The sequence below is a fragment of the Enterobacter sp. kpr-6 genome, from assembly GCF_900116015.1.
In the GTDB taxonomy this organism is placed as follows: Bacteria; Pseudomonadota; Gammaproteobacteria; order Enterobacterales; family Enterobacteriaceae; genus Enterobacter_D.
This window is the reverse complement of sequence record NZ_FOYH01000015.1, coordinates 1-13347: the sequence shown is the minus strand read 5'-3', so window position 1 is coordinate 13347 and position 13347 is coordinate 1. Positions and strand designations below refer to the sequence as shown.

The 13347-nt window shown below is 52.5% G+C and carries 9 protein-coding genes; all 9 read right to left on the bottom strand.

What is annotated here, in order from left to right:
* Nucleotides 1–77: 77 nt before the first annotated feature.
* A complete protein-coding gene (gene rpoC / locus BM373_RS20920) occupies nucleotides 78–4301 on the bottom strand; it encodes a DNA-directed RNA polymerase subunit beta' (RefSeq protein ID WP_090466024.1) in 4224 nt (1407 codons plus the stop codon).
* Between the two features lie 76 nt (nucleotides 4302–4377).
* Entirely contained in the window at nucleotides 4378–8406 is a 4029-nt protein-coding gene (gene rpoB, locus BM373_RS20915; protein ID WP_090466021.1) for a DNA-directed RNA polymerase subunit beta, read from the bottom strand.
* A 321-nt stretch (nucleotides 8407–8727) separates the two neighbouring features.
* On the bottom strand, nucleotides 8728–9093 hold the full coding sequence (gene rplL / locus BM373_RS20910) for a 50S ribosomal protein L7/L12 (protein ID WP_090466018.1): 366 nt from the start codon (nucleotides 9091–9093) through the stop codon (nucleotides 8728–8730).
* Nucleotides 9094–9159: 66 nt separating this feature from the next.
* Nucleotides 9160–9657, bottom strand: a complete 498-nt coding sequence (gene rplJ / locus BM373_RS20905) for a 50S ribosomal protein L10 (RefSeq protein WP_007704673.1) — start codon at nucleotides 9655–9657, stop codon at nucleotides 9160–9162.
* Nucleotides 9658–9928: 271 nt separating this feature from the next.
* A complete protein-coding gene (rplA, locus tag BM373_RS20895) occupies nucleotides 9929–10633 on the bottom strand; it encodes a 50S ribosomal protein L1 (protein ID WP_090466015.1) in 705 nt (234 codons plus the stop codon).
* Between the two features lie 3 nt (nucleotides 10634–10636).
* Entirely contained in the window at nucleotides 10637–11065 is a 429-nt protein-coding gene (gene rplK / locus BM373_RS20890) for a 50S ribosomal protein L11 (RefSeq protein ID WP_090466012.1), read from the bottom strand.
* A 156-nt stretch (nucleotides 11066–11221) separates the two neighbouring features.
* On the bottom strand, nucleotides 11222–11767 hold the full coding sequence (nusG, locus tag BM373_RS20885; RefSeq protein ID WP_003862341.1) for a transcription termination/antitermination protein NusG: 546 nt from the start codon (nucleotides 11765–11767) through the stop codon (nucleotides 11222–11224).
* 1 nt (nucleotide 11768) lies between these two features.
* Entirely contained in the window at nucleotides 11769–12152 is a 384-nt protein-coding gene (gene secE, locus BM373_RS20880; RefSeq protein ID WP_090466009.1) for a preprotein translocase subunit SecE, read from the bottom strand.
* Between the two features lie 223 nt (nucleotides 12153–12375).
* A partial coding sequence (gene tuf / locus BM373_RS20875) for an elongation factor Tu (RefSeq protein WP_090466006.1) occupies nucleotides 12376–13347 on the bottom strand: 972 nt, incomplete at its 5' end.

Here is a 13347-nt window from a genome sequence, read left to right as displayed (position 1 = left end):
CGTTACGTTTACCGGGTTAACAAAACAGACCCAAAAAAAACCCGCCGAAGCGGGTTTTTTATTAGCGGTGCTAACGATTACTCGTTATCAGAACCACCCAGACCTGCGTTCAGCAGTTCTGCCAGGCTCGCGGATGCATCTTCAGCAGTAACCTGCGGTGCGGCAGGCAGTTCGCCCGCTGCACGACGACGCATACGATCCTGGTGGTACGCATAACCGGTACCGGCCGGGATCAGACGACCCACGATAACGTTCTCTTTCAGACCGCGCAGTTCGTCGCGTTTGCCCGCAACGGCCGCTTCGGTAAGCACACGAGTGGTCTCCTGGAACGATGCCGCGGAGATGAAGGACTCGGTTGCCAGAGACGCTTTGGTGATACCCAGCAGATCGCGTGAGAATGTTGCCGCGATTTTGCCGTTCGCTTCCAGTTCGCGGTTAGCGATCTTGACGCGAGAGTATTCAGCCTGCTCACCTTCGAGGAAGTCGGAGCTTCCCGCACTTTCGATGGTCGCTTTACGCAGCATCTGACGCACGATAACTTCGATGTGCTTATCGTTGATCTTAACGCCTTGCAGACGGTAAACGTCCTGTACTTCGTTGGTGATATAACGCGTAACCGCGTGAACACCACGAAGACGCAGAATGTCGTGCGGTGCTTCCGGACCGTCGGAAACTACGTCACCACGTTCTACACGTTCACCTTCAAACACGTTGAGCTGACGCCATTTCGGGATCATCTCTTCGTACGGATCGCTGCCATCTACCGGGGTGATAACCAGACGACGCTTCCCTTTGGTTTCTTTACCGAAGGAAATGATACCGCTGATTTCAGCCAGGATTGCCGGCTCTTTCGGACGACGTGCTTCGAACAGATCCGCAACGCGCGGCAGACCACCGGTGATGTCCTTGGTACCGCCGGATTCCTGCGGGATACGTGCCAGGGTGTCACCACCGCTGATTTGAACACCATCTTCCAGCTGCACAATCGCTTTACCTGGCAGGAAGTACTGAGCTGGCATATCGGTACCAGGGATCAGAACGTCGTTACCGTTAGCATCAACGATTTTCAGCGCCGGACGCAGATCTTTACCGCCCGCGGTACGTTCTGCAGAATCCAGAACCACCAGCGATGACAGACCGGTTAATTCGTCAGTCTGACGGGTAATCGTCTGACCATCGATCATATCGGTGAAGCGGATGAAACCTGCCACTTCGGTGATAACCGGCATGGTATGCGGATCCCAGTTTGCAACGGTTTCGCCGCCAGCAACCTGTGCACCATCGCCTTTCGCCATTGCAGCACCGTAAGGCACTTTATAGCTTTCTTTAGTACGGCCGAATTCATCGATAATTTTCAGCTCAGTGTTACGCGAGGTCACCACCAGCTTACCGCTGGAGTTAACAACGGATTTCGCGTTGCTGAGACGAATGCTACCTTTGTTCTTCACCTGGATGCTGGATTCAGCAGCCGCACGAGATGCCGCACCACCGATGTGGAACGTACGCATCGTCAGCTGTGTACCCGGCTCACCGATGGACTGTGCCGCGATAACGCCGATTGCTTCACCTTTGTTGATGATGTGGCCACGCGCCAGGTCACGACCATAGCAGTGAGCACACACACCAAAGTCGGTGTCACAGGATACAACGGAACGCACTTTCACGGAGTCAACAGAGTTGTCTTCCAGCAGGTCACACCAGTGTTCATGGAGCAGCGTATTACGCGGCACCAGGATATCTGCCGTACCCGGCTTCAGCACGTCTTCAGCGGTCACACGACCCAGAACGCGATCGCGCAGCGGCTCTTTAACGTCACCACCCTCGATAACCGGGGTCATGGTGATGCCTTCCAGCGTGCCACAGTCGTCTTCGGTAACAACCAGATCCTGCGCAACGTCAACCAGACGACGCGTCAGATAACCGGAGTTCGCCGTTTTCAGTGCGGTATCCGCCAGACCTTTACGTGCACCGTGCGTGGAGATGAAGTACTGGAGTACGTTCAGACCTTCACGGAAGTTCGCGGTGATCGGCGTTTCGATGATGGAGCCATCCGGCTTCGCCATCAGACCACGCATACCAGCAAGCTGACGAATCTGTGCCGCAGAACCACGCGCACCGGAGTCGGCCATCATGTAGATGCTGTTGAAGGAAACCTGCTGCTCTTCTTTACCTTCACGGTTAATGACGGTTTCAGTTTGCAGGTTATCCATCATCGCTTTGGATACACGATCGTTCGCCGCAGCCCAGATATCGATAACTTTGTTATAGCGTTCGCCCGCTGTTACCAGACCGGACTGGAACTGTTCCTGAATCTCAGCAACTTCGGCTTCTGCCTCAGAGATGATTTCGTGTTTTTTCTCCGGGATGACCATGTCATCAATACCAACGGATGCACCTGAACGCGCTGCATAAGCAAAGCCGGTGTACATCGTCTGGTCCGCAAAAATAACGGTCGGTTTCAGGCCCAGAATGCGGTAACAGGTGTTCAGCATTTTGGAGATTGCTTTCTTGCCCAGCGCCTGGTTGACGATGGAGAAAGGCAGGCCTTTCGGTACGATCATCCACAGGATCGCACGGCCAACGGTCGTATCGATCAGGCTGGTTTTCGCAACGAATTCGCCCTGTGCATCTTTTTCGTATTCGGTGATACGCACTTTAACGCGCGCATGCAGAGAGGCCAGGCCAGCGCGGTAAATACGCTCAGCTTCTTTCGGGCCAGTCAGCACCATGCCTTCGCCTTTGGCGTTAACACAGTCACGGGTCATGTAGTACAGACCCAGTACAACGTCCTGAGACGGAACGATGATTGGTTCGCCGTTCGCCGGGGACAGGATGTTGTTGGTAGACATCATCAGCGCACGCGCTTCCAACTGAGCTTCAAGCGTCAGCGGAACGTGTACTGCCATCTGGTCACCATCGAAGTCGGCGTTGTATGCCGCACAAACCAGCGGGTGCAGCTGGATAGCTTTACCTTCGATCAGTACCGGTTCAAATGCCTGGATACCCAAACGGTGCAGGGTTGGTGCACGGTTCAGCAGTACCGGGTGTTCGCGGATAACTTCGTCCAGGATATCCCAAACGACAGCTTCTTCGCGCTCAACCATTTTCTTCGCAGCTTTAATGGTGGTCGCAAGGCCACGCAGTTCCAGCTTGCCGTAGATAAACGGTTTGAACAGCTCCAGTGCCATTTTCTTCGGCAGACCGCACTGATGCAGACGCAGGTATGGACCTACGGTGATTACAGAACGACCGGAGTAGTCAACACGCTTACCGAGCAGGTTCTGACGGAAACGACCCTGTTTACCTTTGATCATGTCGGCCAAAGATTTCAGAGGACGTTTGTTAGAACCGGTGATCGCACGACCGCGACGACCGTTATCCAGCAGGGCGTCAACCGCTTCCTGCAGCATACGTTTTTCGTTGCGTACGATGATGTCCGGCGCAGCCAGATCCAGCAGACGTTTCAGACGGTTGTTACGGTTGATAACGCGACGATACAGATCGTTCAGATCCGACGTTGCGAAACGACCACCATCCAGCGGAACCAGCGGACGCAGATCTGGCGGCAGAACCGGCAGAACGGTCAGGATCATCCACTCCGGCTTGTTGCCAGACTGTACGAACGCTTCCAGCAGTTTGATACGCTTGGTCAGCTTTTTACGCTTGGTTTCGGAGTTGGTTTCGTTCAGCTCTTCACGCAGCTGCTCGCACTCTTGCTCCAGATCCATGCTTTTCAGCAGGGCCTGAATAGCTTCCGCACCCATCTTCGCGTCGAATTCGTCACCGAACTCTTCCAGCGCGTCCAGATATTGTTCTTCGGTCAGGATCTGGTTACGTTCCAGATTGGTCATACCGCCTTCGATAACCACATAGGATTCGAAGTACAGAACACGTTCGATATCGCGCAGCGGCATATCCAGCAGCAGGCCGATACGGGACGGCAGAGATTTCAGGAACCAAATGTGGGCAGTCGGAGACGCCAGCTCGATGTGGCCCATGCGCTCACGACGCACTTTAGTCTGGGTCACTTCAACGCCGCACTTCTCACAAATCACACCACGGTGTTTCAGGCGCTTGTACTTACCGCACAGGCACTCGTAATCTTTTACTGGCCCGAAAATACGCGCACAGAAAAGGCCGTCACGTTCAGGTTTGAACGTACGGTAGTTGATGGTTTCCGGCTTTTTAACTTCACCGAAAGACCATGAACGGATCATGTCTGGCGAAGCCAGAGCAATTTTGATCGCATCAAACTCTTCGGTTTTAGTCTGCGCTTTCAGAAACTTTAATAAATCTTTCACGGATTTGCTCCCGTCGGAGTTAGCACAATCTGGTGCCGGGAGTGACCCCGACACCAGTGACCTGTTTGAGCGAGAGTTACTCGTCTTCCAGCTCGATGTTGATACCCAGCGAACGAATCTCTTTCAACAGTACGTTGAAGGATTCTGGCATGCCTGGTTCCATCTGATGGTTGCCGTCCACGATGTTTTTATACATCTTGGTACGACCGTTAACGTCATCAGACTTAACAGTGAGCATTTCCTGCAGGGTGTATGCCGCGCCGTATGCTTCAAGCGCCCACACTTCCATCTCCCCGAAGCGCTGACCACCGAACTGCGCCTTACCACCCAGCGGCTGCTGAGTAACCAGGCTGTAAGAACCGGTAGAACGCGCATGCATCTTGTCATCGACCAGGTGGTTCAGTTTCAGCATGTACATGTAGCCAACGGTAACCTGGCGCTCGAACTGCTCACCGGTACGACCGTCGAACAGGGTAATCTGACCAGACGTCGGCAGGCCACCCAGCTGTAACAGTTCCTTGATTTCAGACTCTTTCGCACCGTCGAATACCGGCGTTGCGATCGGCATACCTTTACGCAGGTTTTCAGCCAGACGCAGTACTTCTTCATCGCTGAAGGTATTCAGGTCAACTTTCTGACGAACGTCGGTGCCCAGATCGTAAGCACGCTGGATGAATTCGCGCAGTTTCGCGACTTCTTCCTGCTGTTTCAGCATGGCGTTGATTTTCTCGCCGATGCCTTTCGCAGCCATACCCAGGTGGGTTTCCAGAATCTGACCGATGTTCATACGAGACGGTACGCCCAGCGGGTTCAGTACGATGTCTACCGGCGTGCCGTTTTCATCGTAAGGCATGTCTTCGATCGGGTTGATCTTAGAGATAACACCCTTGTTACCGTGACGACCCGCCATTTTGTCACCCGGCTGAATCTGACGTTTAACGGCCAGATACACTTTAACGATTTTCAGCACGCCCGGTGCCAGGTCATCGCCCTGAGTGATTTTGCGACGTTTCGCTTCGAGTTTTTTCTCGAATTCGTGTTTCAGTTCGTCGTACTGCTCAGCCAGCTGTTCCAGCTGGTTTTGCTTATCTTCGTCGGTCAGACCGAGTTCCAGCCAGCGGTCGCGCGGCAGTTTGTCGAGCTTCTCAGCTTCAACGCCACCGGACACCAGCACGGAATGGATACGGCTGAACAGGCCAGCTTCGAGGATCTGCAGTTCTTCAGACAGGTCTTTCTTCGCCTGCTTCAGCTGCATCTCTTCGATTTCCAGCGCACGTTTGTCTTTTTCCACGCCATCGCGGGTGAAGACCTGAACGTCGATAACCGTACCGGAAACACCGTTTGGTACACGCAGAGAAGAGTCTTTAACGTCAGACGCTTTCTCACCGAAGATCGCACGCAGCAGTTTCTCTTCTGGCGTCAGCTGGGTTTCACCTTTCGGCGTTACCTTACCAACCAGAATGTCGCCACCGGTCACTTCAGCACCGATGTACACGATACCGGATTCATCCAGTTTGGAGAGCGCAGCTTCACCCACGTTCGGGATGTCAGCGGTGATCTCTTCCGGCCCCAGCTTGGTGTCGCGGGACACACAGGCCAGTTCCTGAATGTGGATGGTGGTGAAACGGTCTTCCTGAACAACACGCTCGGATACGAGGATGGAGTCTTCGAAGTTGTAACCATTCCACGGCATGAACGCTACGCGCATGTTCTGACCGAGCGCCAGTTCACCGAGGTCGGTAGAAGGGCCATCTGCCAGCACGTCGCCGCGCTCAACCGGCTCACCCAGAGAGACACACGGCATCTGGTTGATGCAGGTGTTCTGGTTAGAACGGGTGTATTTGGTCAGGTTGTAGATGTCGATACCCGCTTCGCCCGGGTACATCTCGTCTTCGTTAACTTTGATAACGATACGGGAAGCATCCACGTACTGAACAGTACCGCCACGTTTAGCAACCGCAGTTACACCGGAGTCAACGGCAACAGCACGTTCCATACCGGTACCCACCAGCGGCTTATCAGCGCGCAGAGTCGGAACCGCCTGACGTTGCATGTTCGCACCCATCAATGCACGGTTGGCGTCATCGTGTTCCAGGAACGGGATCAGGGACGCACCGACGGAAACCACCTGCTGGGTGGATACGTCCATGTAGTCAACCTGATCTGCGCTGAACAGACTGGATTCGCCTTTGCTACGGCAAGTCACCAGATCGTCAACGAAACGGCCTTCTTCGCTGAGGTTGGTGTTCGCCTGAGCGATAACGTAGTTACCTTCTTCAATTGCAGAAAGGTAATGGATCTCGTCAGTCACCACGCCGTCGGACACTTTACGGTACGGAGTCTCAAGGAAGCCGTATTCGTTAGTCTGTGCGTAAACGGACAGGGAGTTGATCAGACCGATGTTCGGACCTTCAGGCGTTTCGATAGGACATACGCGACCGTAGTGGGTCGGGTGTACGTCTCGAACTTCAAAGCCTGCGCGTTCACGGGTCAGACCGCCTGGGCCGAGTGCAGAGATACGACGTTTGTGCGTAATCTCAGACAGCGGGTTGTTCTGGTCCATAAACTGAGACAGCTGGCTGGAACCGAAGAACTCTTTCACTGCCGCAGAAATCGGCTTGGCGTTGATCATGTCCTGAGGCATCAGGGTATCCAGATCGCCCAGAGACAGACGCTCTTTCACCGCACGCTCTACACGTACCAGGCCAACGCGGAATTGGTTTTCCGCCATTTCGCCTACGGAACGGATACGACGGTTGCCGAGGTGGTCGATATCATCCACTTCGCCCTGGCCGTTACGGATGCCGATCAGCTTTTTCATTACCTGGATGATGTCGTCTTTGCTCAGGATACCGGAGCCTTCGATTTCATCACGCAGCAGGGAACGGTTGAACTTCATACGACCAACCGCAGACAGGTCATAGCGGTCTTCGGAGAAGAACAGGTTCTCGAACAGGCTTTCAGCCGCTTCACGCGTCGGTGGTTCACCAGGACGCATCATGCGGTAGATCTCAACCAGCGCGCTCAGGCGATCGTTGGTTGGGTCGACACGCACGGTCTCGGAGATATAAGCACCGTGATCCAGATCGTTGGTGAACAGCGTTTCGATACGCTTGTGACCAGACTGGCTCAGCTTAGCCAGCAGATCCAGGCTCAGTTCCATGTTCGCCGGGCAAATCAGCTCGCCAGTAGACGTATCAACATAGTCTTTAGCGGCAACTTTACCTGCGATGTACTCAACCGGTACTTCGATCTGTTTAACTTCGTCTTTTTCCAGCTGGCGGATGTGGCGCGCGGTAATACGGCGACCTTTTTCCACATACACTTTGCCGTCAAATTCGATGTCGAAAGACGCGGTTTCACCACGCAGGCGCTCAGGTACGAGCTCCATTTGCAGCTTGTTGTCGCGGATTTCGAAAATAACTTTGTCAAAGAACAGGTCAAGGATCTGTTCAGTGGTGTAGTTCAGTGCACGCAGAATGATGGTCGCAGGCAGTTTACGGCGACGGTCAATACGCACAAACAGGTTGTCTTTCGGATCGAATTCGAAGTCCAGCCAGGAACCACGGTAAGGAATGATACGTGCGTTATAAAGCACTTTACCCGATGAGTGGGTTTTGCCTTTGTCGGAGTCAAAGAAGACGCCTGGGCTACGGTGAAGCTGAGACACGATAACGCGCTCAGTACCGTTAATAACAAAGGTACCGTTATCGGTCATGAGCGGAATTTCGCCCATGTAAACTTCTTGCTCTTTGATGTCTTTAACGGTGCCTTCCGGCGCTTCGCGCTCGTAGATCACCAGACGCAGTTTCACGCGCAGCGGTGCCGAATAGGTCACGCCACGGATCTGACATTCTTTAACATCAAAAACAGGTTCGCCAAGACGGTAGCTGACGTATTGCAGTTCCGAATTGCCGCTGTAACTCGTGATCGGGAACACGGAACGGAATGCTGCTTCCAGACCGTACTGTCCTTCAGGATCTTGCTCGATAAACTTCTGGAACGAGTCAAGCTGGATAGAAAGGAGATAAGGAATGTCCAGTACTTGCGGACGTTTTCCAAAATCCTTACGAATACGTTTTTTCTCGGTATAGGAGTAAACCATAGGGTTCCTCAGCTCGCTGACAAGTCGACCCATCTGCCCGACGAAGGGAGCAGTTTGTGCAACACTATTTTGTTGACCGGAAAGAGAAGAACTTTCCGCAATGCTTGTTGCTATCACGCTTAAACCATTTCATTACGATTTACACAGAACTTAAGCTCTGTCGCAGTATATTAAGTCGTCGATAGAAACAAGCATTGTGAGGGGAAGCCAGTAGTCAAACAGTGTGAAACACTACTGACACCCTACAGCGCAAAAAGGCTGGTGACTAAAAAGTCACCAGCCATCAGCCTAATTTCTCAGGCTGCAACCGGAAGGGTTGGCTTATTTAACTTCAACTTCAGCGCCAGCTTCTTCCAGAGATTTTTTCAGAGCTTCAGCGTCATCTTTGCTCACGCCTTCTTTCAGAGCGGCCGGAGCAGATTCTACCAGGTCTTTAGCTTCTTTCAGACCCAGGCCAGTTGCGCCACGTACTGCTTTGATCACAGCAACTTTGTTAGCGCCAACGGCTTTAAGAACAACGTCGAACTCGGTTTTTTCTTCAGCAACTTCAGCCGGGCCCGCAGCAACAGCTACAGCAGCAGCAGCAGAAACACCGAATTTTTCTTCCATTGCAGAAATCAGTTCTACAACGTCCATTACGGACATAGCGGATACTGCTTCAATGATTTGATCTTTAGTGATAGACATTTAAATTGTTCCTGAATATCAGAATAAGTTTATACGTAAGCAAATGCTTTACAAAGAAAAGCGCGATTAAGCAGCTTCTTTGGCATCGCGTACAGCAGCCAGAGTGCGAACCAGTTTGCCAGCCGAAGCTTCTTTCATGGTTGCCATCAGGCGTGCAATTGCTTCTTCGTAAGTCGGCAGAGTTGCCAGGCGATCAATCTGGGACGCCGGAATCAACTCACCTTCAAAGGCAGCGGCTTTAACCTCAAATTTTGCATTCGCTTTCGCGAAATCTTTGAACAGACGAGCAGCAGCGCCCGGGTGTTCCATAGAATATGCAATTAAGGTCGGACCAACGAACGCGTCTTTCAGGCACTCAAACTGAGTACCTTCAACAACACGGCGCAGCAGGGTGTTACGAACAACACGCATGTAAACGCCGGCTTCGCGACCTGCTTTACGCAGTTCGGTCATTTTATCTACGGTAACGCCACGGGAATCCGCAACAACCGCAGACAGCGCGCCTTTGGCTACTTCGCTGACTTCAGCAACAATCGCTTGTTTGTCTTGAAGATTTAAAGCCATTAGCTTTGCTCCTGGATGTTTGCCAGGGCTCATGCCCTGGAACTCACTTCACTCTTCTCAAAGAAAAGAGCGTCTTAATACGGTGAGCAGAAACAAGCCAAAGATACTTATAAAATGTCTTCAGGTTCTGTCACCGTCTACGCAGGCAATTAAGTTTCTTGCGAAACACCTGCGGTCTTGGACGGAGGCCTGGATTAGGCCAGGCTCCAACCGAAAATCTTTTCGTGGGCGAAGATTGTAGACAAATCCACCGCCCACGTAAAGGCGAATATTAGTTCGCCACCGCAGTCAGACCAGACTGATCTACTGCAACACCTGCACCCATGGTGGTGGAGATGCTAACTTTCTTGATGTACACGCCTTTCGCCTGAGTCGGTTTAGCTTTTTTCAGCGCAACCAGCAGAGATTCCAGGTTTTCTTTCAGTTTGTCAGCGTCAAAGTCCACTTTACCGATGGTGGTGTGGATGATGCCGTTTTTGTCGTTACGATAACGAACCTGACCTGCTTTAGCGTTCTTAACCGCTTCAGCAACGTTAGGCGTTACAGTACCAACTTTCGGGTTAGGCATCAGGCCGCGTGGACCCAGAACCTGGCCCAGCTGACCAACAACGCGCATTGCATCCGGGGAAGCAATAACAACGTCAAAGTTCATTTCGCCTTTCTTGATCTGTTCAGCCAGATCTTCCATACCTACCAGCTCAGCGCCAGCAGCTTTAGCTGCTTCAGCGTTCGGGCCCTGGGTAAATACGGCAACGCGAACAGAACGGCCAGTACCGTGCGGCAGTACAGTTGCACCACGTACGTTCTGGTCAGATTTACGAGCATCGATGCCGAGGTTAACAGCAACATCAACGCTTTCGTTGAATTTAGCGGTGGCCAGCTCTTTCAGCAGAGCGATGGCTTCGTTGATATCGTACTGTTTGGTAGAATCAACTTTGTCACGGATCACGCGCATGCGCTTGGTCAGTTTAGCCATTTCTTAATCCTCCACTACCAGGCCCATGGAACGAGCAGTACCTTCGATGGAGCGAGTCATCGCTTCAACGTCAGAACCAGTCATGTCCGCAGCTTTAGTTTGAGCAATTTCCTGCAGCTGAGCGCGAGAAATTTTACCCACTTTGTCTTTGTTCGGCTTGCCGGAACCAGACTTGATACCAGCTGCTTTCTTCAGCAGAACTGCTGCCGGAGGCGTTTTGGTAACGAAAGTGAAAGAACGGTCAGCGTAAACGGTAATAACAACCGGAATCGGCAGACCTTTTTCGATGGAATCAGTTTTCGCGTTGAACGCTTTACAGAATTCCATGATGTTAACACCCTGCTGACCCAGAGCCGGACCAACTGGCGGACTCGGGTTTGCCATGCCAGCTGCAACCTGCAGCTTGACGTAGGCCTGGACTTTCTTAGCCATTGCAATTTCCTCGTTTGGGTATAGCGCCTTGAAAAGGCTCCCCGTGATTAATACTGTGTTTTACGGGCATATGACCCATAAAAACAAAAGGCGCGAAATTGTATGTCAATCTCGCGCCTTGTGCAACGATTAAATCGTCGCTTTTTTGATCGGCTGTTACGCTTTCTCTACCTGAGCAAAGTCCAGCTCTACCGGGGTCGCACGACCGAAAATAGAAACAGACACTTTCAGGCGAGACTTCTCGTAATCCACCTCTTCAACCACACCGTTAAAGTCAGCAAACGGGCCGTCGTTAACGCGGACCATTTCACCCGGTTCAAACAGGGTTTTCGGACGCGGTTTATCGCCAACCTGCTGCAGACGATTCATGATGGCATCGACTTCTTTGTCGCTGATCGGTGCAGGACGATCGGACGTCCCACCGATGAAGCCCATCACGCGCGGTACGCTGCGCACAAGGTGCCAGCTCGCATCGTTCATGACCATTTGAACCAGAACGTAACCCGGGAAGAATTTACGCTCGCTTTTGCGGCGCTGGCCGCCACGGATTTCGACCACTTCTTCGGTCGGTACCATGACTTCACCAAACAACTCTTCCATATTGTGTAATTTGATATGCTCACGCAGCGAAGTCGCTACGCGGCCTTCAAAACCGGAAAACGCCTGAACGACGTACCAGCGCTTTTTAGGGGCTTCAGACATCTCAGAACCTCAGGCCAGTGATAAAGGATACCAGGCGAACCAGAATACCATCCAGTCCCCACAGGATCAGTGACATAACAGCAGTTACTGCTGCCACAATCAGCGTGGTGTGCAATGTTTCCTGGCGAGTTGGCCAAATCACTTTACGGACTTCGGTTCTCGCTTCACGGGCAAAAGCAACAGTCGCTTTACCCTTCGTCGTCAACAGCGCGACACCACCCGCTGCAGCAATTAAAATCACTACTGCCAGCGCGCGTAACGGCAGCATCATGTCACGATAAAGATAGTTGCCGACGATAGCCACGATCAGGAGCGCAGCAACAGCAATCCACTTCATCGCTTCCAGGCCGCGCCCGCTCCCTTGAGCTTCGGTATTCGCACTCATAAACCAACCTGTCAGAAGTATTCTACAAACATTTTCACCCCGCGTATGCGAGGCGATCCAAACCGAAAATTATGTTTCGGACTCCACGCCTTCTACAGAGCCTGTCTCAGCAATGATTATGATGTAAAAAATCACTGATGAGCCAGGTTCTGGTTCGAAAGCGTACAAAAAGGGCATCAAATGATGCCCTTTTCTTGCGCATTGCGTCAAATATTATCAGCGATTAGCTGAGAACTTTAGCAACAACGCCCGCGCCAACGGTACGGCCGCCTTCACGGATTGCGAAACGCAGACCGTCATCCATCGCGATCGGGTGGATCAGGGTAACAACCATTTTGATGTTGTCGCCCGGCATTACCATCTCAACACCTTCCGGCAGTTCGATGGTGCCAGTCACGTCAGTTGTACGGAAGTAGAACTGCGGACGGTAGCCTTTGAAGAACGGAGTATGACGGCCGCCTTCATCTTTGGACAGGATGTAAACTTCAGATTCGAATTTGGTGTGCGGCTTGATGGAACCCGGCTTAGCCAGTACCTGACCACGTTCGATTTCTTCACGTTTGATACCACGCAGCAGAACACCCACGTTCTCGCCCGCACGGCCTTCGTCCAGCAGTTTGCGGAACATTTCAACGCCGGTACAGGTGGATTTCGCCGTATCTTTGATACCAACGATTTCAACTTCTTCACCCACTTTAACGATACCGCGCTCTACACGACCGGTAACAACAGTACCACGGCCGGAGATGGAGAATACGTCTTCGATAGGCAGCAGGAACGGCTTGTCAATCGCACGCTCTGGTTCCGGGATGTAAGAATCCAGGTAGCCAGCCAGTTCGATGATTTTCTCTTCCCACTGTGCTTCGCCTTCCAGCGCTTTCAGTGCAGAACCACGTACGATCGGGGTGTCGTCGCCCGGGAAATCGTACTGGGACAGGAGTTCACGAACTTCCATCTCAACCAGTTCCAGCAGCTCTTCGTCATCAACCATGTCGCATTTGTTCAGGAACACGATGATGAACGGAACGCCTACCTGGCGACCCAGCAGGATGTGCTCACGGGTCTGCGGCATCGGGCCGTCAGTCGCAGCAACAACCAGGATCGCGCCATCCATCTGGGCAGCACCGGTGATCATGTTTTTAACATAGTCGGCGTGGCCCGGGCAGTCTACGTGTGCGTAGTGGCGGGTCGGGGT

What these genes read in the sequence shown, in the direction of transcription:
- rpoB (WP_090466021.1), bottom strand. Translation starts at nt 8,406, where the DNA reads ATGGTTTACTCCTATACCGAGAAAAAACGTATTCGTAAGGATTTTGGA.
- rplL (WP_090466018.1), bottom strand. Translation starts at nt 9,093, where the DNA reads ATGTCTATCACTAAAGATCAAATCATTGAAGCAGTATCCGCTATGTCC.
- rplJ (WP_007704673.1), bottom strand. Translation starts at nt 9,657, where the DNA reads ATGGCTTTAAATCTTCAAGACAAACAAGCGATTGTTGCTGAAGTCAGC.
- rplA (WP_090466015.1), bottom strand. Translation starts at nt 10,633, where the DNA reads ATGGCTAAACTGACCAAGCGCATGCGCGTGATCCGTGACAAAGTTGAT.
- rplK (WP_090466012.1), bottom strand. Translation starts at nt 11,065, where the DNA reads ATGGCTAAGAAAGTCCAGGCCTACGTCAAGCTGCAGGTTGCAGCTGGC.
- nusG (WP_003862341.1), bottom strand. Translation starts at nt 11,767, where the DNA reads ATGTCTGAAGCCCCTAAAAAGCGCTGGTACGTCGTTCAGGCGTTTTCC.
- secE (WP_090466009.1), bottom strand. Translation starts at nt 12,152, where the DNA reads ATGAGTGCGAATACCGAAGCTCAAGGGAGCGGGCGCGGCCTGGAAGCG.